Raw genomic sequence first — 21035 nt, forward strand, 5'->3', positions numbered from 1 at the left:
CTTGCTCAAAAGCAGGTGTTTTTTATTATAATATGATATACTTTATCTATATATTTTTTAGAGGTGAAGTTTGTGTTTAGTGATATTAAGTTGAATAAGAAAACACCAGTTTATATTCAAATAAAAGATTACATAAAAAGCATGATTTTGAAGGGAATGCTTAGAAAAGATGAAAAACTTCCTTCTACTAGAGAATTTTCTTCTCTTTTAAATGTGAGCAGAAATACAATAGTATGTGCTTATGAATCATTGAGAGATGAAGGATTTATATATACAAAAAGGGGTAAGGGAGCTTTTGCTGCAGATGTTCAAATAAATCATCAGAGTAAATGGAATGTAGATTGGACTAAGAGGATTAATTCTTACACTAGAAATGCAGAAAAGCTTGACATAGTAAAACATGAGGCAAAGTGGAAAAAGGGAATGATCTCATTTAAGAGTATAGCACCTGATGAAAGTCTCTTTGAAGTCGAGGAATTTAAAAAAGCTTTTTTAAATCGTATATCCATAGAAGGAGAGAAAATACTGAATTATGGATATGCAAAAGGATATAAGCCGCTTATAGAATATCTTTTAAAGTATATGGAAAATAAGGGAGTCAATGTTGAAAATAAAGATATATTAATTACAAATGGATTTACTGAAGGGTTTGATATAATTTTATCCAGCATTTTAAATGAAGGAGATAAAATACTATGTGAAAATCCAACTCATAATACAGCTATTAAGATAATGAAACTTCATAATCTTGATATAGAGGGAGTTAAATTGGATGATGATGGTGTGAATTTAGAGGATCTTAAAGATAAACTTTCAAATAATGATTTTAAGATTGCTTATCTTATACCTTCTTATCATAATCCAACTGGAATTGTAATGTCAGCAGATAAAAGAATTAAAGTATATAATCTATTAAAGAAGTACCAAGTTCCAATAGTAGAAGATGGATTTAATGAAGAGCTAAGATATATGGGATCACACATAGCACCAATAGCTGCGCTAAGTAATGATGGTAATAGTGTACTGTATGCTGGGAGCCTTTCTAAAATATTGTTTCCAGGTATAAGAATAGGCTGGATACTTGCGGATGCAGAACTTATAAGTTATCTTGAAAGTGTTAAAAGAAGTAGAAATATCCATACTTCATTTTTAGATCAAGCTGTACTTTATGAATATTTAGAAAGCGGAAATTTTGAAAAGTATATAAGAAAGGCAAGAAAAGTATACAGGGAAAAGTATGAATTTACAATAAAGTGTGCAAGTAAGTATATTCCAGGTGCTAAGGTTTTTGGAGAAGGTGGATTGCACATTTTTATAAAGTTAGATAATATAAACGCAAGAAATGTTCTGGATATATGTTACAAAAGAGGGGTTATTTTCACCCCAGGGGATATATTTTATACGGATGGATCAGGATCTGATACGTTTAGACTTGGATTTTCGAGACTTAATATACAGCAAATAGGGTCTGGACTTAAAATAATAGGAGATGTAATTAAAAGTTTATCACATAAAAGAAATGCTTAAATAAATGGAGGAGATATAGTTATGAAACAAGTAAAGAATAAGACTTTGTATAAAGGAAAATGGCTAGCTTTGAGGCAAACAACGTATACAAGTAAAAATGGAAAAGAAGTTAACTGGGAAAGCATAGAGAGGACCAATACTACTAGAACAGCAGTTATAATACCTAAATTAGTTCCCTCAAACACATATATATTTATAAAGCAATATAGACCGGCTATAAACAATTATATAATAGGTTTTCCGGCAGGACTTATAGAAAATGATGATTTAGAAAAAGAAGCACTTAGAGAATTGGTAGAGGAAACAGGGTATCATGGAAAAGTAAAAAAAATAAGCCCTTTGTTATATTCAAATCCAGCACTGCTTACTGATACTGTAAATTTAGTGTCAATTGAAATTGATGAAATCTCAGAAGAAAATAAGAATCCAATACAGCATTTAGAAGAAGAAGAGGAAATTGAAATAATCCATGTAAAAAAAGAAGAAATAGTAAACTTCTTAAGGAAAGAACAAGAAAACGGCATGGCTATAGGTATTGGACCATGGTATGTGTTTGGCGACATATTAATTTAAATAAAAAGAGGGGTTGAGAATTGGATAGGGGTTATATTCAAGTTTATACAGGAAACGGTAAAGGAAAAACTACTGCTGCACTTGGATTGAGCTTGAGAGCGGTATGTGCAGGTAAAAGGGTGTTTTTTGGACAATTTGTAAAGGGTATGAATTATAGTGAGCTTAAAGTTCCTGAATACTTGCCCAATTTTACATTAGAACAGTTTGGAAAAAATTATTTTATACATAATAATGCTAATGAGGATGATATAGTTAGTGCTAGAAAAGGTCTTAAGAAGGCAGCTGAAGTTATAAAAAGTGGAGATTATGATTTAGTAGTACTTGATGAGATAAACATTGCAATATATTATAATTTATTCTCAGTAGATGAAGTTATTGATATGTTAAATCATAAATCTGAGGAGGTTGAAGTAATACTTACTGGAAGATATGCAGAAGATAAGCTTATTGATATGGCAGATTTGGTAACTGAAATGAAGGAAGTAAAACATTATTATAAAAAAGGTGTTGCCGCAAGAAAAGGAATAGAAAATTAACTATCCATATATGGTTCGCGCTTCATATAAAAAATACTACTTCAATTCGTAATTTAGGCACAGCCCTCCAACCCTGCTATACTAAAGCCAAGGTTGGATCAAGAAGTCTCCTGACTTCTGCGAAGCAGCCAGCATACAAGTGAATAAATTCAATAAAGGAAAATACACCAAAATATTGGTCAGGATATATTATAACGGACTTTTGCTTATCTTCTTTATAGTTCTTAAGAACTACTGGGAGGGACTTGCCTGAAAAATTTCGTCCCTCCTCCATATTTTTAAATAGCTGAAAATACATATTTTCCTGTAGGTTATATTGAGTAATTAAGTTTCTCATAATGCCTTCGGCGAATAAACCTTTTTTAAGGTTTCTATCTGTATCTAACATATTCCATCCAAACTCTGATAATAACTCACTGTCAGTTACAGCAAAAGTAACATTAGTCAAGCTAGTTTTAAGCTTCATTTTGGCTGTAATTACTAGCGCAATAAGTATATCGAAAGGTATATGTTTATTTTGTTTTCTCTTATCTTTAAGGTTTTTAGATAACTTGTTTATAAGTCCTGCGTTTTTCATTTTTAATATTATTGTATTTATAAGGTTAGGAAAACTTATATTAGCAGCATCAATTTTTCCAGCTCTTATAGCTTTTAATACTTTATTTTTACATATTTTCATATTACGAATTGAATTTATCTTTAAAATTATATTGCAATAAATATTTTTCATATAATTGAAAAAAGTATGTAATTTATAGAAGGAATTTTAAAATTAATGAAGAATATGTGATATAATAAAATAAATATTCAATATATTGAATATTTATTTTCAAATAAGCTTCAATAAAATGAAAGGGTGAAAAATATGTCAGAAAGTATTAAAAGCAAAAAGAAATTAACATTAATACCACTAGCACTAATGGTTGTAACATCTGTTTTTATGTTTCCAAATGTCCCTAGAGCATTTTTGCTAATGGGATACGCTGCAATTCCATGGTATATACTAGCTGCAATTACTTTTCTAATTCCATTTGCATTCATGGTTGGAGAATATGGTACAGCCTTTAAAAAAGAAAAAGGTGGAATTTACTCGTGGATGCAAAAAATTGTAGGTCCAAAGTATGCATTTATAACAATATTTATGTGGTATATAGGATGGCTTGTATGGATAATCTTAACTTGTAATTCAATATGGGTTCACTTTTCAACTATAATATTTGGTACAGATACAACTTCAAATTGGTCTCTACTTGGTATGAATTCAACTCATACATTAGGATTATTATCCATAATATTTGCTGTACTTCTAACACTTATAGCAACTAAAGGATTGGATAAAATAATTAAAATAACCTCTATTGGAGGAATTTCTGTTGGATTTATTAATATAGTAGCCTATATAGGTGCAATAATAGTTTTCATAGCAGGCAAAGGTCATATAGCTCAGCCAATAAATGTTAGTGCATTTTTACATTCTCCAAATCCATCATATGAATCCGCAGTATCAGTATTATCATTTATATCATTCGCTATACTAGCATATGCTGGAATAGAAGTTGTAGCTGGAGTTGTTGATGATACTGAAGATCCCGAACGAACATTTCCTAAAGGTGTTCTAATTGGTTCTATATTTATTGCAGTTGGATATATTTTGGGTATATTTGCATGTGGTATATTTACTAACTGGCAAGGTGTATTATCGGGCAAAAATATAAACATGGTAAATGTTACAATAGTAATGATGAACAATATGGGATATCAAATTGCTACTGCCCTTGGATTAAGTCATTCTACTGCAATAGCTTTCAGTACATGGATAGGCAGATTTGTAGGATTATCTATGTTCTTAACGTACTTTGGTGCACTTATTTCTTATTCATATTCTCCTTTAAAACAACTTATAGTAGGTACACCTAAAGAATTATGGCCTGGAAATCTATCTGAAATAAAAGATGGTCTTCCTAAAAATGCTATGTGGGTTCAATGTATTTTAATAGTTTTCTTTATGCTAATAGTAAGTTTAGGTGGACAAGGTGCTAGTAAATTCTTTGATAAATTAGTTCTTATGACAAACGTTGCAACAACACTTCCTTATATATTTATGTCAAGTGTATTTGCTAAGTTTAAAAAGAATACAAGCATAGAAAAACCTTTTGTAATATATAAAAGTTATACAAGCTCAGTAATATGGACTATTATAGTTACGTTTACTGTTGTATTTGCAAATATAACTGTAATAATAAAACCGGCTTTAACAGGAGACATAACATCATCTATATGGATGATCGCAGGTCCATTAACATTTTCAATAGTTGCATTATTTATGTATTCTAGGTACGAAAAAATTGCAAATATTCAAAAATAATTAAATTTTAGAACTTTTATAGGACTATTTGATATGAAGTTATCAAGTAGCCCTATAATTATAGATTAATTTGAACACTATACTAAATTAAGGTTTAAAGTTGCAAACATATGTAGTATTATTTTATTATGGTTATGTTTTTAAAATTAAATTTTTGTTAAATAATCTATTTAGAGTGGTGAAATTATGGAATTAGGTGAAAAAATAAGGAAGTTACGTAAGCAGCAAAAAATTAGTATTGAACAATTATCAAAAAAATGTGGTTTGAGTACAGGTCTTATAAGTCAAATGGAGAGAGGAATAAACATACCATCCGTAATATCTCTATGGAAAGTTGCAAAGACACTCAATGTACCAATGAATTATTTCTTTGATGATTACAAAGATGACTTACCAATTATACGAAAAAGTGAAAGAAAGAAAATAATAATTCCAAATTCAAATGTTACCTATGAATTATTAAGTCCTAACTTAAATAAGAAAATGGAATTATTACTAGTAAAGCTTGAACCTGGGAAATGCAGCTCAGATGATCAGATAGGCCATAAAGGTGAAGAATGTGGATATATGATACATGGTACTATGAAAATAAAATGGGGAAACAAGGAATACATTCTCTATGAAGGCGACAGCATCTATTACGACAGTACAGTACCACATAGGTTTGTAAACATTGGTGACGTCGAAGCCATATCAATATGGACAATGACTCCTCCTAGCTTTTAATCCATCTCATTTTATATGCTATTCAAAATATTTATCAAAACTTAAAATCAGAAGTATTTCTAGATTTTAAGCTTTCTTAATATGCATATTATTGAATCGCAAAAAATAATACAGAGGTTTAGCACTTAAAAAATTTTTTAGGATGATAGCCCTTTGGATTATAAAGGTTTATGAGTATTTATAGTAGAATTAATAAATTCCGATTTTTACTAGAAATTATATGAGAAAAATTTGAATAATAAAAGCATCCTTTTTATAATGGTTTTGTTGGAAATCAAAAAAAGAAGTCCTTTCCATAGGAATGGATGCAGTAGTGAGAGTAAAAGATGCGTTAGCCTTATTTAAATGCCGTGGGGCAGATAAATATTGGACTGTAAGGAAAAACATAAATGCTTATAGAAATATTAAAGCTTGGGATGATGATAATTTTCAAATGTCTAATTCAGATATAAAAGTAAGATTCATAAAATTTATAGAAGAAATCCATACTGGGGATAAAATAGAGATTAAAGAAGGATGGATCATAACAACAGATAAATTTATATTAGTAGAAACTCTATGGAAAGTAATGCATAAAAGGTGGGATATTGAAAATAATGTCTTTCATAAACTGAAGACTAAGCGGCATTTAGACCATTGGGGAACGTACCTAAATTTGTGTAAATCAAATCTAGGTACGTTCCTGATAAGTTTAAAATTCCAGATAAAAAGTTAAGGGGATAAATACGCCCTTTCGGGCTGCGGGCAAAGCCCTTTGAAAATAGAATTTTTAATCACATTTATAATGGAAAAAATTTAAAAAATAAATTGCCCAATAGAACTTGACACAAACAAATACTAACTTATTATTGACTTATATGACATACTATAGTATACTAATTAAGCAAGTTAATTTTATGGCCTCTTGGTCAAGCGGTTAAGACGCCACCCTCTCAAGGTGGAATCAGGGGTTCGATTCCCCTAGTGGCTACCATAAAAAATGCTTTAAGCATTGTGCTTAAAGCATTTTTTCTTTTTTGAAACTTGTATATTTATTAAATTTATTGTCTGTTGAAGTTTGTTACTATATTTAAAGATTAATATGGTAGAGTGACAGGCGATTTAAATGTTACAGATGAAACTTGACATAAGCCTACAGCTGCTCCAGTCTTTTTATCAGGAAGACGAATTAATGCCAGTGCACCTCCAGTTGCTACAATTGTATTATTAGTACCTTGTATTATATTATTTGTATCAATACTAAATACGGTATTATCTGAAGTACCTACTTTGCTTTGGAAGAGTTTTCTTAATTGCTCCTGACAGCAATCACATTCAGGATTAATACTCTTATCTAATAAAGCTTTCAAAGCATCAGGAACAAAGTCAGAAGAAGTATCGATTAATGCTTCGCTTTGTATATTTTCTATTTCACATAAAGATATAATTGTATCTTTGTTATTACCTTCGGATTTACCGCTAACCTCAACTAAAAATGCTGTAGATGCATCATTTGCATTAGGGAAAAACCTTACTATAGTTCCATTGTTTATAGCTGGTTGAGGTGCTGTTGTTTCAATTCTTATATCAGCTGCATTAACACTCATTTATTCCTGGAGGCCCCCTTGAGGTCCTTGAGATCCCTGAGGTCCTTGAGGTCCTGGTATAAATTTAGGGCAGCATTTATGCCTAAATACATGTTCATCTTTACAATATTCTTCTTGATTGCAGTCATTACAATTATTATCACTGGCTTCCCAATGGTAATACTTTTGATTATCTGCGGAGTATTCTATACTATGTCCATCATGTTTATTATTCAAAAGTTATAACCTCTAAAATCAAATCTTAATCTTCTATATTGCAATATGTAAAAAAGTTGATATTGCTACATTAATATACATGCATGAACTTTTATATAGTGTTAAAAGATTCTTTTAATTTTAAAGTATAAAAAATTTATGATTTAAAATCCTATATATTTAGGAGGTGATAATTTTGAATAAACAAAGAGTAAAAGAAGTATTAGAATCCAAAGGGATTATAGAAGTGAAGTATGGAAATGATCCAGTATGGCTTGAAGGTATAAGTACAGATCAGGATAATAAAATACAAATAAGAGATATAAATACAAATCAGCGATTTAATGTTGATATTTCAGAACTAAAGGAATAATTTTAAATGTAAGTAGTTAGAAGACAGCTAATTTTAAGTGAGTTAGCTGTTTTTTTGTTGTATATAAATTTTAAAAGCAACATAAAAGTAAGTCATAAAATATTAATAAGAAAATATATATATATATATAGTTGCAGTGTAAAAATGTATGTATAAAAAATGGGGAGACGATTTAAATATGGGATGTTATAATTCACAATACGAAGACTACTACAATTCATTTAGAAGAAGAAACAATATAAGACGTCCTGTTAAATACAATGGTTTAGATAATAATTTAAGAAAGAAAAATTCAAATAGTAATTATTTTACAAGGAGAATTATAATAGATTTAGTAGGTGTGCTAGTGCTTTTTGGAATAGTTATAGGCTGTAAACTTGTAGTTAACTCAAAAACACAAGCTGTTTATAATTATTCTAAGCAGTTGATAAATCAAAATTATGATTATAAAGCTTTAATAAGTCAAATTAAGAATATAAATTTTAATGATGTTAGTGAAGGATTTATGAATTTTATAGAAAATGTTAAGTCTAAGGTTACAGGAATAAATACTATAGATAATAAAATAAAAAAAAATTTTGCCTTACCTATAAGTGGTATCGAAACATCTGCATTTGGATATAGAAAAGATCCAGTTACAAATAAAATAAGTTTTCATGAAGGTGTAGATATTGAAGTTAATGAAAATGCCAATGTGAAGGCAGCTTACTATGGTAAGATAAAAGATTGTGGAAATGATAGTGCGGGATTTGGAAATTATATATTAATTGATCATGGAGATGGCATAGAAACTAAATACGGACATTTAAAAAAAATACTTGTTAAAAAAGATGATGCGGTTAAAAAAGGACAGATTATAGCTAAAAGTGGTAACACGGGCAAATCTACCGGACCGCATCTTCATTTTGAGCTTTTATACATGGGGGAAAATAAAAATCCAGATAAGTATTTTAATATAGTCAAAAAGTAATGAATAGGGGTTAGACTGCAGTGATTAAAGTTAATAGATATTTTATTCCGTACATTATTTTTTTGTTTATTATAGGTTATAAAGGCCAGATAATGTATACTATGTTTATCGTAATATCCCATGAATTTGTTCACTATATTTTTGCCAGACTTTATGGCTTTTATGGAATGGGAATAGAACTTATGGTTGTTGGTGCAGCACTAAATTTTAAGGAACTTGATGATGCTGAACCAAAGCAAGATTTAATAATATCTTTATCAGGGCCTGTATTTAATATAATAATGGCTGTAATTTTTTATGTATTGAGTAAAAAGTATTACTTTAATGAATTCAATATACTTTTTTTAGGTAATTTAGCAATAGGTATTTTTAATTTGATACCAGGATTTCCATTAGACGGAGGAAGAATTTTAAGGGATTTACTCTGTTATAAATATAGTTATAGAAAATCCAATAAAATAATGATAGATATAAGTATTATAATTGGAATTTTACTTATGTTTTTTTATATACTTTTATTCCTTAAAGGCTTTAATAATTTTAGCCTTGGAATAATAGGACTCTTTATAATGATATCATCTTTAAAAGAAAATGAAAGGATACCTTATATAATTATGGGGGATATAATTAAAAAGAAATATAAATTTATAAAAAAAGGATATATTGAAAATAAGGTTATTTCAGTATATTATAAAAAAGATATTTTAAGTTTAATGAGTATTTTTGATAAAAATAAATATAATGTTTTCGTAATACTCGATGATAAAATGAAAGTTATTGATATAATATATGAAAATGACATAATAGAAGGTTTAAAAATTTATGGTAATATTACAGTAGAAGAGTTTTTAAATAAGCTAGATAAGAATATATAATTTGTGTAAAATTATATACTGTTGTGATAAAATATAAAAATATGAAAAATATTTACGGAGGATAATAAATGAATAGGATTTCAGATGATATATTGTTTAAAGTTGAAAAACCAGCACGTTATATAGGAGGAGAATTTAACTCCTATGATAAGGATAAGGAAAAGGTAGATATTAGATTTGCATTTTGTTTTCCAGATGTCTACGAAGTTGGAATGTCACATTTAGGAATGAAAATACTTTACTATGTATTAAATGAAAGGCAAGATACATTTTGTGAAAGAGTTTTTGCACCGTGGCCTGATATGGAAAAACTTATGAGAGAAAATGATATACCGCTTTATGCACTTGAGAGCAAGGACCCATTAAATGAGTTTGATTTTATTGGCTTCACATTACAATATGAAATGAGTTATTCAAATATTTTGAATATGCTTGACTTGTCAGGGATACCTGTTAGGGCATCTAAGAGATCAGAAGATGATCCTATAATAATGTGCGGCGGACCATGTGCATATAATCCTGAACCACTTTATGATATAGCAGATTTCTTTGCAATGGGTGAAGGCGAAGAACAAATGGATGAAATAATGGATCTTTATAAAAAGTATAAAAATAAGAAAAGTAAGAAAGAATTTTTAAGGGCGGTATCACATATAGAAGGAATTTATGTGCCTTCATTGTATTCAGTTGATTATAATGAAGACGGTACAATAAAGGAATTTAAGCCTTTATATGATGATGTACCAAAGAAAGTAAAAAAGAGGATAATAAAAAATTTCACTGATGTACCATATCCTGATAAAATTGTAGTGCCTTATACTGATATAGTGCATGATAGAATAGTTCTTGAAACATTTAGAGGATGCACTAGAGGATGTAGATTTTGTCAAGCTGGAATGATATATAGACCAGTTAGAGAAAAGAAGACAGATAAGCTATTAGGGCTAGCAGAAAAATTAATACATAGTACAGGATACTCAGAAATATCATTAACTTCTCTAAGTATATGTGATTATTCAGATATACAAAATCTAATACATAAGTTAGTTGAAAAGCATGAAAAAGATAAAGTAGGAGTGTCACTTCCATCGCTTAGAATCGATTCATTTTTTGTTGATCTTATAAATGAAATACAAAAGATAAGAAAAACTGGTTTGACTTTTGCTCCTGAAGCAGGTACTCAGAGAATGCGTGATGTTATAAATAAAGGTGTAACAGAAAAAGATTTGATAGATTCTGTTAAAAGTGCATTTGAATCAGGATGGTCAACTATAAAACTTTATTTTATGATAGGACTTCCATATGAAACTATGGAAGATGTTCGTGGAATAGCAGATCTTGCATATAAAGTAGTTAATGAATACTATTCAGTGCCAAAGCAGGTGAGAAAAAAAGGACTTAAGGTTACAGTAAGTACATCAATTTTTGTACCTAAACCATTTACTCCTTTTCAATGGTCACCTCAAGTTAGAATGGACGATGTTAGGGAAAAGATAAATACATTGAGGAGTTTGATAAAAAATAGGAACGTAGTTTACAACTGGCATGAAACACCTGTTAGCTATCTTGAAGCTATATTTGCAAGAGGCGATAGAAAATTATGTGATGTTCTTGTGAAAGCTTTTGAAAAAGGTGCTAAATTCGATGGATGGTCTGAATACTTTAACTTTGATGCATGGATAGAAGCATTTAAAGAGTGCAATGTTGATGGTGATTTTTATGCATACAGGCAGAGAAGTTATGATGAAATATTTCCATGGGATTTTGTTGATGTAGGTGTAGACAAAGTATTCTTAATACGTGAAAATGAAAAGGCTAAAAAGGCTGAAGTAACTCCGGATTGCAGACAAGGTTGTAAGGGCTGCGGAGTAAATACTAATTTAGATGGGAAGTGTTTTGAAGGTGCGTTATTTAGTGAAGTTCAGTAAAGAAGACATTATAAAATTTGTAGGCCATCTTGATCTTATGAGGACTATACAGAGACTCCTTAGAAGGTCTGGACTTCCTCTGGAGTTTTCTAAAGGTTTTAATCCACATGTAAATATGTCATTGGCACAGCCTTTGGCTGTTGGAGTTTATTCTTCAGGAGATTATATGGATTTAGAACTTAGCGAAGATGTAGATATTGAAGTTGTAATGGAAAAGTTAAATAAGGCAACCCCACCCGGTATAAAGATTTTTAAAGCAGTAAAGGTAAAAGAAATTCAAAATAAAAAGGTATTTAAGTCTATGGCAGCAGTAGATGCAGCTAAATACTCAATAAATATAAAATACAATGATACAACTTCACTTGAAAGTGAAATTAAAACTTTACTAAAAAAAGAAAATTGGGAGACTATAAAAAAGAGCAAAACTAAAGAAAGCAGTGTAAACATAAAGCTGCTAATTAAGAAATTTGAATATGCTATAAGAGATAATGTTTTAACAATAAATACTTTGGCTGCTTGTGGAAGTAGGCAAAACTTGTCACCTGAACTTATGGCAAAGTTTATACAAAATAATACTCAAGGTGCTAATTTAGATGCATTTGTTGACATAAAGAGAGAAGAGATGTATGCAAGCTCAAAAAAGGGCTTAATTCCACTTTATGAAGCTGCAGAAGAATACAATTAGTAATATAAAAATAATACTTTGTATTATTTTATGCTGCGAATTGCAGCATAGATGATCATATATAAGTAGGTGATTTACTTGAAGGAAATGTTTATAGAAAGACAAGAATATCTTTTAAGAATAGCTATAAAAAATAATAATAAATTAGAAGAATGCCTTATGGAACAAGATACTGTAAATCCTTGTTCAGGAGAAATATATAGTGGTATTGTAAAAGATATTATCCCTGCTATTAGAAGTGCTTTTATAGATATAGGCTATGAGAAAAATGCTTATATGTATCTTGATGATAAATTTAACAATAGTGATTTAAAAAAAGGTGAAAAAGTAATTGTTCAGGTTGTTAGAGAAGGAACTTACAATAAAGGACCAAAGGTAATAAATGGTATAAATTTATCGGGTATATATTCGGCTGTAATTACATCAAACAATAAAATAAATTTTTCTCAAAAGATAACTGACGAGGAAAAGAAAAAATTTATATCCTCCAATATTAAAAAGCCAGATGGAATTGGAGTAATTGTGAGAACTGCAGCAAAAGATGTAAAAGTAGAAGTTATAAATGATGAATTAGAAAAGTTATACAAAGTATATAATGACATAGTTAATAAATACAAATCTACTAACAAAGCAGGATTGATATTTGATAATGGCGGTGTTATAGGAAAGATCCTTAAAGACAGAATAAATTATGATAATTATAAGATATATGTAAATTCGGAAAGGGATTATGTTTTTATAAGAAATTTTTTAGAAAATATATTAGATAATAAAATTGATTTAGAACTTTTTAATGGTACAAGTAATTTATTTGAGTACTATGGTATAGAAAAAGAGCTTTTAAGTCTTTTAAATAATAGAATTTACTTAAAGTGCGGTGGATACATAGTTATAGATAAGACTGAAGCCATGTATGTCATAGATGTTAATTCAGGAAAAAATGTAACAAACTGTACTATGGAAAAGACAGCGTATATTACAAATTATGAGGCGGCAGAAGAAGCAGCGAGACAAGTGAGACTTAGAAATTTAAGCGGCATAATAATAATAGATTTTATAGATATGAAGAATGAAGATAATAAATGTAAAGTCATAAGTAAACTTCAACAAGGTTTTTTAGATGATAAAAATAAAACTGTCATTTATCCTTTTACACAATTGAATTTGATTCAAATAGCAAGAAAGAGATTGAATAAATCAATATATGAATATATGCAGGAAAATTGTAATATATGCAGAGGAAAAGGTAAAATGTTAAAGCTTGAATATCTTTGTATGCTTATAAAAAATAAAATAATCAAGGTAAGGTCTAACAGCAATATAAAAGATATACATATAGTAATTAACCAAATATATAAGAAGAATGTAGAAGATGATATTTTAAAGTTTATAAGTGATATTGATGCTTTGAATTTAAACATATATTTAACTTATGATTTAAAAGATTATTTTAAAGTAGAACCATTGATTTTTTTAAGTCAAATAAATGCACTAAAAAAGTTTAATATATACAATAGTAGTTCTGTAAAGCTAAAATAGTGTATATATTGTTGAATATAGTACAAAAAGTGCTTTACAAATAACTTGGCATATGTTACAATGGCTGTTGTAGACCGCGCAGATTAGGTTCCTAAACATAGAATATATGTACCTTAATGGCGAGACTGGATAGAGGAGGTGTTTTAATATGTATGCAGTTGTAGTTACTGGAGGAAAACAGTATAAAGTTTCAGAAGGAGACGTTATATACGTTGAAAAACTAGAAGCAGAAGTAGATAGTACAGTTGAAATGGATAACGTTCTTGCAGTTTCAAAAGACAATGGTGATTTCGTAGTAGGAAAACCTGAAGTTGAAGGAGCAAAAGTTACTGCTAAAGTAGTTGCTCAAGGAAAAAGCAAAAAAGTTATTGTATTCAAGTATAAGAGAAAAAAGGACTACAGAAAGAAACAAGGACACAGACAACCATATACTAAATTACAAATAGAAAAGATAAATGCATAATTATGGTTGATATAGAATTTGTAAAGAAATCTAGCAACTTTGTTTCGGCTAGATTAAAAGGTCATGCCGAATCAACTAATCAAGAATTTGATATGGTGTGCAGTGCCATTTCAGTTATATCTCAAACTATTTTGATTGGTATGTTAGAAGTTTTAAAAGTTGATGCTGAATATTCAATAGATGATGGCTTTTTAAGTTTTTCTATTGAAAAGTTGTCAGATGATGATATAAAAAAGTGTCAAGTACTTATAAAGACTATGTTGTTAGGTTTGAAAAATCTTGAAATAAGTTATGGAAAATATATAAAGATTAGTGTAAAGGAGGTGTAGTATATGTTACTAATAAACCTTCAGTTATTTGCTCATAAAAAAGGGGTAGGTAGCTCAAGAAACGGAAGAGATAGTGAATCAAAGAGACTTGGAACTAAATGTGCAGACGGACAATTTGTTTTAGCTGGAAATATATTGGTTAGACAAAGGGGAACAAAGATCCATCCAGGAGATAATGTTGGAAAGGGTGGAGATGATACTTTATTTGCAAAAGTAGATGGAGTAGTTAAATACGAAAGAGTAGGAAAAAGCAAAAAGAAAGCTAGCGTTTATCCTGTAGATGTTGAAAAAGTAGCAGCAGAAATAGCAGAATAGCTTACAATAAGGCACCCTAAGTTAGGGTGCTTTTTTTGAAAGTTTAATGACTTAATTCTTAAATTATTGGTGGTGAAAGTATATGGACGATATTACTAAGTGCATTGATCTTATGAGAAAGCAGCGTCATGATTTTATGAATGATTTTCAAATTATATATGGATATTTACAAATTAATGATGTTGATAGGGCAGTTAATTACTTGGAAAAGCTAAGTAAAGAAAATATAGTTATAAGTTCTATATATGCATTAGGAGACAATTATTTTGGATTTTGTTTCGAGCAAAATATAAAGTCTATTATACAAAAAGAATATTCAGTAGAAGCCAATGTAGAAATAGAGAAATTTTACAAGAAATTTTTTGAAAAAGATTATATCAAAAAAAATAATTTAGTAAAGAATATATTTAGTAGTTTTGAAAATAATAGCGTTAAGTATATTTATATATATATTTTTGAAGACAAACTAGGGCAAAGTTTTCTCATATCGAATAATGAAAGTTTGATTGATGAATTAAATTGGATGGAAAATTGGGACTCTATGGATGTAGGTATTGAAGAACTAAAATTACATAAATGTAGTTATGAAAATAATTTAGGATATAGGGTTACATTTTTATTATAAAAAGAGGAGTTGGAAATAGTGTTTGTTGATACAGCAAGGATATTTGTAAAATCAGGTGATGGTGGGGATGGATCTATTTCTTTTAGAAGAGAAAAATATGTTCCATTTGGAGGACCTGATGGTGGTGATGGAGGCAGAGGCGGCGATGTTGTATTAGTTGCAAGTTCTAATATGACAACACTTTTGGATTTTGCATATAGGAAAAAATATAAAGCAGAAGATGGTGGAAATGGTTCTGGCTCTAAGTGTTTTGGAAAAAATGGAGAAAATTTATATATAAAAGTTCCAATTGGAACTGTAGTAAGAGATGTGAATACAAATAAAATAATGGCAGATTTATCACATAATGAAGATAAGTGTATAGTAGCCAAAGGCGGCAGAAGTGGAAGAGGGAATGTTAGATTTACTACTTCTACAAGGCAAGCACCTGATTTTGCAGAGCCTGGAATGCCTGGAGAAGAAAGGCTTATATCTTTAGAACTAAAAGTCCTTGCTGATGTAGGATTAGTTGGATTTCCAAACGTAGGGAAGTCTACTTTGCTGTCTGTAGTAACTAAAGCAAAACCTAAAATAGCAAATTACCATTTTACTACTCTAAATCCTAATTTGGGAGTAGTTGATATTCCGAAGATAACAAGTTTTGTAATAGCCGATATTCCTGGAATAATAGAAGGTGCTTCAGAGGGTGTTGGATTAGGTATTCAATTTTTGAGACATATTGAAAGAACTAGGTTGTTAATTCATGTTGTCGATATTTCTGGAGTAGAAGGAAGAGATCCATTTGAGGACTTTTTAAAGATAAATGAAGAGTTGAAAAAGTATGATGTAAAATTGTGGGATAGACCTCAGATAATTGCTGCAAATAAGGCTGATATGCTGTATGACGAACAAGCATTTCAAGACTTTAAACAAAAAGTTTCAAAATTAGGATATGATAAAGTATTTAAGATATCTGCTGCTACAAAACAAGGCGTAGATGAGCTTATGAAAGAAGCAGCTAGAATGCTAAGCTTAATTCCTATTACAGATACTGAAATACCAGAGAATGAAAAGTTTGTACCTGAGGAAAAAAGATTTACATATACAATAAGAAAAGAAGAGGATATGTATATTGTAGAGGGAAGTTTTGTAGACAGATTGCTTGCAAGTGTAAATGTAAATGATGCAGATGATTTAAGATACTTCCACAAGGTACTTAAAAATAAGGGAGTACTTAATGAACTTAAAGATATGGGAATAAAAGATGGGGATACCGTAGTTTTAAATGACTTCCAATTTGAATATATGTTGTAATGAAATTATTATTTTAAGTGATTGACATAGGAGAGATAGTTATATGATTAAAAAGGCTATTTTTGGAGGCACTTTTGATCCTATTCACAATGGACATTTACATATAGCCTACGAAGCTTTATATAAATTAGATTTAGATAAAGTTATATTTGTACCTTCTAGCAATCCACCGCATAAATTAGATGAAAATATAACAGAAGTAAACTTAAGATATGAAATGGTAAAAATGGCTGTAAGCCAAGAAAAGAGCTTTTGCGTAAGTGACTATGAAATAAAGAATGATAATTTGAGCTATACGTATAAAACTCTTGAATATTTCAATGAATTAGAAAAAGATACAAAGTGGTATTTTATAACTGGTGTGGATTGTCTTATGGACATAGAAGGTTGGAAAAACTATGAACAAGTTTTAAAATTATGTAATTTTGTAACCTTTAATAGACCAGGATATTTAATAGATGATATAAAAAGAAAAAAATATGAGTTGGAAAAAAAGTATGATAGTAATATAATATTTTTAGATATACCTCTCTTAGATATATCTTCAACTAACATAAGAAAGTTAATACAAATGGATAGAAATGTAAGTTACTTATTACCATGTAATGTTTATAACATGATAAAAAAATTAGGCTTATATAAAAATAAATAGTTGTTATAGTTTTGGAGTGATTAGGGTGTGGAGTGAAGATCAAATCATAGATTATTTAAAAGATAATCTTAAAGATGCAAGGTATGAACATAGTTTAAGTGTAAGAGATACTGCAGTTAAACTTGCAGAAATTTATGGCGCAGATATTGAAAAGGCTAGGATTGCTGGTCTCTCACATGATTGTGCTAAGAACATGAGTAATGATGATTTATTAAGTATAGCACTTTCGCATAATATAAATGTGGATAATGTATATAAGGAAAATCCAAAGTTATTACATGGATTTATTGGTGCTGTGGTTGCAAAAGAAAAAATGGGAATAGAAGATGAAGAGATTTTAAGTTCAATTGCATATCATACAACCGGAAAAAGGGATATGAATCTTCTTGAAAAAATTATATACATAGCAGATTATGTAGAACCATTAAGAAATTTTCCGGGAGTAGATAATTTGAGAAAAGAAGTTACATATGACTTAAATAAGGCAATGCTTATGGCTTTTAACAATACAATCAAATATGTCATTGAAAAAGAGCAACTTCTTCACGTAAATACTATAGAAGGAAGAAATTACATATTGTATAACAGCAAATAAACTATTATCAAAAATGATAATTAATTATTATTTTTGATAATTAGTGTATTGTAAAAATGTATATTAAACACTAAATAACACGCATTTTAGCTTAAAAGATCATATTAACTACTTATTGGCATAGAACTTGCTTTGCTATATAAGTACAATTTAATTATAAATTTTAAATATGATTTAATTATAAATTTTAGGAGGGTTTAATTATGAAAAAAGAAATAATAAGTACAAATAAGGCACCAGGAGCTGTTGGACCTTATTCACAAGCTGTTAAGGCAGGAAATTTTTTATTTACATCAGGTCAAATACCACTAGATCCATCAACTGGTGAATTGGTATCAGGTGACGTAAAAAAAGCTGCAGAAAGATCTTTAGAGAACATAAAAGCTTTACTAGAGGAGGCAGGTACATCTTTTGATAAAGTTGTAAAAACAACTGTCTATGTAAAGAATATGAGTGATTTTGGAGCTGTAAATGAAGTTTATGCAAAGTATTTCCAAAAGGATATGCCAGCTAGATCTTGTGTAGAAGTAAAACTTCCAAAAGATGCACTAGTTGAAGTTGAAGTAATTGCACTTTTAGACTAGAATTTATTACCCTATATAAGTTTCAACTTATATAGGGTTTCTACGTTTTAGCAATCATTTTTTAATTTATATTTAGTAAAAGGAGCTTTTTTATGCAGGAAAATAGTCTTATATTTGAGGTTGATAAATATAACGAGGGTACGAAATTAAGGCAATATTTAAAAACTGTATGTAAGTTATCAAGCAGACTTATAAAAGGTGCAGCATTGGATAAAAGAATAATGGTAAATAATGAAGTTGTAAGACTTAATTATGTTGTAAAGGCAAATGATAAGATAAACATTGATTTACCTAAAAAGGAAGAACAAAATATAGAACCTGAAAAGATGGATATAGATGTCGTATATGAAGATATGGATATTATAGTTGTAAATAAGAGACCTGGAATGGTTGTACACCCTACTAAGAGCTACCAAAGTGGTACGCTGGCAAATGGTCTTCTTTATTACTTTAGGGAAAATGGAGAACAATGTATAGTTAGATTGGTAAGCAGATTGGATATGAATACTTCAGGTCTTATCATAGTTGCAAAGAATCAATTTTCACATATGGCATTATCTCGAGATATGCACAGCGATGATTTTGAGAAGAGTTATCTTGCAGTAGTGCATGGTAATCTGCCGAAAAAGAGTGGAGTAATTGATCTTCCAATTTATAAAACTGAAGATGGAAGTATAAAAAGAGTTGTAGATGAAAGAGGACAAAAAAGTATAACTTGTTATGAAGTTGTTAATAGCTTTAACGGCGGAGACTTGGTAAAGCTTACATTAAAGACAGGTAGAACACATCAAATAAGAGTGCATATGTCGCACATTGGATATCCTCTTTATGGAGATGATTTATATTGTAATGAAGACGATACAAAGTACATAAACAGGCAGGCACTTCATGCTTACAAGTTAAAATTTCCTCATCCAAGAACAGGAAAAGAATTGAGCTTAGAAATAGGACTGCCAGAAGATATAAAAAGTTTAATAGATAAAATAAAATTTTGATAAGCTTAAGTTATCAAAATTTTATTTTAACATATTCTAAATTTTAAGGTCACTTATTTTGAAAGATGAAATTTTTTAAAAGTATATACTGCTGCTCCTAAAATTATTAATCCAGCAGGAATTAAGTACGTTAATTTAACATGTAACCCTGGGATTAATGTTGACTGCATTGCTTGTTTAAAATTATGGTCTGTACCACTTTTTAAATTTAGCGTTCCTATGCTTTTGTTATTTAAAAGAATATTTCCAGCTGCGACAGTATCACCCTTATTGAAAAATTTTAAATTCAAGTTTTGATTTTTTAATTTAAAGTTAGGTATATGATTATCTGTCTTTGATTTTATATAGTAAAAATCAGAAGCTGCTAAAAGTGGAACTGTCAAGCCTCTATTATTGTATGTAGTTACTAAATCGCCTTTTGAATATAATTTTACCCAATCAAAGTTGTCAAAACCATAATTGAACAAGGCTATAGAATCTGGAAAAAAGGTCTTATTCTTATCATGTAACAAAGCAACTATAAGTGTTCTGCCGTTTCGCGTTGCACAAGCTACATAAGAATGAAATGATTGAACCGTATATCCAGTTTTACCGCCAATACAACCAGGATAATAAAAATTAGATGACTTTTGTATTAATTTATTTTCATTCCAAAGTGGTCTTGCATGAGGAAATTTATTTGTTGATGGTATCGAGTAAAAACTAGTAGCAGCAATTTTTACATAGTCAGGTTTTTTTGAAAGTTCCCTCATTATAAGTGCTAAATCTCTCGCTGAAGTTTTATGTTTATCATTAAATAAACCACTTGGATTTACGAAATTTGTATCTTTACATCCTAATTCAAGGGCTCTTTTATTCATTGCAACTGCAAATTTATCACATGAACCACTGATGTATTCGGCAAGTGCTTCGGCACAATCATTACCGGAAACTAACATAAGTCCATATAAAAGATCTCTTACCTTTATTTCTTCACCTTCATATAGATAAATTTTACTTCCATCAGCTAGTGGAGGGTTTTTACCAATTGTTACAACATCATCTAAATTACAGCTTTCCAATGTTAAAAGTGCTGTCATTAATTTTGTAGTAGAGGCTGGTGGATAAGCAGCATCTTCATTTTTCCCATATAAAAGAGTTCCTGTTGCCGCATCCATAATAACTGCACTGTCTGCTGATACAGATGGTGGATCGTTATTTGCTTGAACTTTATAAGAAAGTTCTGCAAATACTATAAAAAAACATACAAAAAAGGTTAAAAATTTTTTCATTCTTGCCTCCTAACGCATCAATATTAATAATTATA

Annotated in this window: 25 protein-coding genes and 1 tRNA gene; 22 read left to right on the forward strand and 4 right to left on the reverse strand. The window is 29.5% G+C overall.

Annotated elements, in window-relative coordinates; translation table 11 throughout:
* Positions 1–72: 72 nt before the first annotated feature.
* From EBB51_RS02145 to cobO, 3 genes are read left to right on the forward strand one after another with little or no spacing between them, the layout of a single operon-like run.
* A complete protein-coding gene (locus tag EBB51_RS02145) occupies positions 73–1527 on the forward strand; it encodes a PLP-dependent aminotransferase family protein (protein WP_123052933.1) in 1455 nt (484 codons plus the stop codon).
* 21 nt (positions 1528–1548) lie between these two features.
* On the forward strand, positions 1549–2100 hold the full coding sequence (locus EBB51_RS02150; protein ID WP_123052934.1) for an NUDIX hydrolase: 552 nt from the start codon (positions 1549–1551) through the stop codon (positions 2098–2100).
* Between the two features lie 20 nt (positions 2101–2120).
* Positions 2121–2636 carry a cob(I)yrinic acid a,c-diamide adenosyltransferase gene (gene cobO, locus EBB51_RS02155; protein WP_123052935.1) on the forward strand — a complete coding sequence of 172 codons (516 nt, stop codon included), beginning with the start codon at positions 2121–2123 and terminating at the stop codon, positions 2634–2636.
* Positions 2637–2712: 76 nt separating this feature from the next.
* On the opposite strand, the gene EBB51_RS02160 is transcribed toward cobO, so the two are convergent.
* Positions 2713–3315, reverse strand: coding sequence for a hypothetical protein (locus tag EBB51_RS02160; protein WP_123052936.1), 603 nt, complete (start codon positions 3313–3315; stop codon positions 2713–2715).
* 186 nt (positions 3316–3501) lie between these two features.
* On the opposite strand from EBB51_RS02160, the gene yjeM reads away from it, so the two are divergent.
* The 4 genes from yjeM to EBB51_RS02180 all read left to right on the forward strand — a co-directional run bounded on the left by yjeM (position 3502) and on the right by EBB51_RS02180 (position 6700).
* Positions 3502–5001, forward strand: coding sequence for a glutamate/gamma-aminobutyrate family transporter YjeM (gene yjeM, locus EBB51_RS02165; protein ID WP_123052937.1), 1500 nt, complete (start codon positions 3502–3504; stop codon positions 4999–5001).
* Positions 5002–5187: 186 nt separating this feature from the next.
* Positions 5188–5727, forward strand: a complete 540-nt coding sequence (locus EBB51_RS02170; RefSeq protein WP_123052938.1) for an XRE family transcriptional regulator — start codon at positions 5188–5190, stop codon at positions 5725–5727.
* Positions 5728–6028: 301 nt separating this feature from the next.
* Positions 6029–6442, forward strand: coding sequence for a hypothetical protein (locus tag EBB51_RS13730; RefSeq protein WP_207667288.1), 414 nt, complete (start codon positions 6029–6031; stop codon positions 6440–6442).
* Between the two features lie 183 nt (positions 6443–6625).
* Positions 6626–6700, forward strand: a tRNA-Glu gene (locus EBB51_RS02180).
* A 103-nt stretch (positions 6701–6803) separates the two neighbouring features.
* Here EBB51_RS02180 and EBB51_RS02185 read toward each other — a convergent pair.
* A complete protein-coding gene (locus tag EBB51_RS02185) occupies positions 6804–7313 on the reverse strand; it encodes a hypothetical protein (protein ID WP_123052939.1) in 510 nt (169 codons plus the stop codon).
* On the reverse strand, positions 7314–7529 hold the full coding sequence (locus tag EBB51_RS02190) for a hypothetical protein (protein ID WP_123052940.1): 216 nt from the start codon (positions 7527–7529) through the stop codon (positions 7314–7316). It lies immediately after the preceding gene.
* Positions 7530–7695: 166 nt separating this feature from the next.
* On the opposite strand from EBB51_RS02190, the gene EBB51_RS02195 reads away from it, so the two are divergent.
* The 15 genes from EBB51_RS02195 (at position 7696) to EBB51_RS02265 (ending at position 19729) form a co-directional block, all read left to right on the forward strand.
* Complete coding sequence (locus EBB51_RS02195; protein WP_243103893.1) at positions 7696–7881, forward strand: H-type small acid-soluble spore protein; 186 nt, start codon at positions 7696–7698, stop codon at positions 7879–7881.
* A 148-nt stretch (positions 7882–8029) separates the two neighbouring features.
* Positions 8030–8851: a M23 family metallopeptidase gene (locus EBB51_RS13935; RefSeq protein ID WP_279221815.1), complete on the forward strand. Its 822-nt coding sequence runs from the start codon at positions 8030–8032 to the stop codon at positions 8849–8851.
* A 20-nt stretch (positions 8852–8871) separates the two neighbouring features.
* Positions 8872–9726, forward strand: coding sequence for a M50 family metallopeptidase (locus EBB51_RS02205; RefSeq protein ID WP_123052943.1), 855 nt, complete (start codon positions 8872–8874; stop codon positions 9724–9726).
* 68 nt (positions 9727–9794) lie between these two features.
* Positions 9795–11654: a TIGR03960 family B12-binding radical SAM protein gene (locus EBB51_RS02210; RefSeq protein WP_123052944.1), complete on the forward strand. Its 1860-nt coding sequence runs from the start codon at positions 9795–9797 to the stop codon at positions 11652–11654.
* A complete protein-coding gene (locus tag EBB51_RS02215; RefSeq protein ID WP_123052945.1) occupies positions 11623–12339 on the forward strand; it encodes a TIGR03936 family radical SAM-associated protein in 717 nt (238 codons plus the stop codon). The genes EBB51_RS02210 and EBB51_RS02215 overlap by 32 nt, the downstream gene beginning before the upstream one ends.
* Positions 12340–12426: 87 nt before the next feature.
* The gene (locus tag EBB51_RS02220; protein ID WP_243103935.1) at positions 12427–13878 is read left to right on the forward strand and encodes an Rne/Rng family ribonuclease; all 1452 of its coding nucleotides are present in this window, start codon (positions 12427–12429) and stop codon (positions 13876–13878) included.
* 148 nt (positions 13879–14026) lie between these two features.
* On the forward strand, positions 14027–14341 hold the full coding sequence (gene rplU / locus EBB51_RS02225; RefSeq protein WP_123052947.1) for a 50S ribosomal protein L21: 315 nt from the start codon (positions 14027–14029) through the stop codon (positions 14339–14341).
* Between the two features lie 2 nt (positions 14342–14343).
* Positions 14344–14670, forward strand: coding sequence for a ribosomal-processing cysteine protease Prp (locus tag EBB51_RS02230; protein ID WP_123052948.1), 327 nt, complete (start codon positions 14344–14346; stop codon positions 14668–14670).
* 3 nt (positions 14671–14673) lie between these two features.
* Positions 14674–14985 (forward strand): 50S ribosomal protein L27, encoded by a 312-nt coding sequence (gene rpmA, locus EBB51_RS02235; RefSeq protein ID WP_123052949.1) that lies wholly within the window; start codon positions 14674–14676, stop codon positions 14983–14985.
* Between the two features lie 82 nt (positions 14986–15067).
* Entirely contained in the window at positions 15068–15610 is a 543-nt protein-coding gene (locus EBB51_RS02240; protein WP_123052950.1) for a Spo0B domain-containing protein, read from the forward strand.
* An 18-nt stretch (positions 15611–15628) separates the two neighbouring features.
* Positions 15629–16903: a GTPase ObgE gene (gene obgE, locus EBB51_RS02245; RefSeq protein WP_123052951.1), complete on the forward strand. Its 1275-nt coding sequence runs from the start codon at positions 15629–15631 to the stop codon at positions 16901–16903.
* Between the two features lie 43 nt (positions 16904–16946).
* A complete protein-coding gene (gene nadD, locus EBB51_RS02250; protein ID WP_123052952.1) occupies positions 16947–17555 on the forward strand; it encodes a nicotinate-nucleotide adenylyltransferase in 609 nt (202 codons plus the stop codon).
* Between the two features lie 25 nt (positions 17556–17580).
* Positions 17581–18150, forward strand: coding sequence for a bis(5'-nucleosyl)-tetraphosphatase (symmetrical) YqeK (yqeK, locus tag EBB51_RS02255; protein WP_123052953.1), 570 nt, complete (start codon positions 17581–17583; stop codon positions 18148–18150).
* A gap of 203 nt (positions 18151–18353) precedes the next feature.
* Positions 18354–18734, forward strand: coding sequence for a RidA family protein (locus EBB51_RS02260; protein ID WP_123052954.1), 381 nt, complete (start codon positions 18354–18356; stop codon positions 18732–18734).
* 92 nt (positions 18735–18826) lie between these two features.
* A complete protein-coding gene (locus tag EBB51_RS02265) occupies positions 18827–19729 on the forward strand; it encodes an RluA family pseudouridine synthase (RefSeq protein ID WP_123052955.1) in 903 nt (300 codons plus the stop codon).
* Positions 19730–19782: 53 nt separating this feature from the next.
* On the opposite strand, the gene EBB51_RS02270 is transcribed toward EBB51_RS02265, so the two are convergent.
* Positions 19783–21000 carry a D-alanyl-D-alanine carboxypeptidase family protein gene (locus EBB51_RS02270; protein WP_123052956.1) on the reverse strand — a complete coding sequence of 406 codons (1218 nt, stop codon included), beginning with the start codon at positions 20998–21000 and terminating at the stop codon, positions 19783–19785.
* Between the last annotated feature and the right edge of the window lie 35 nt (positions 21001–21035).

Origin of the sequence: Clostridium sp. JN-1 (assembly GCF_003718715.1) — a bacterium.
Taxonomy (GTDB): Bacteria; Bacillota; Clostridia; order Clostridiales; family Clostridiaceae; genus Clostridium_AV.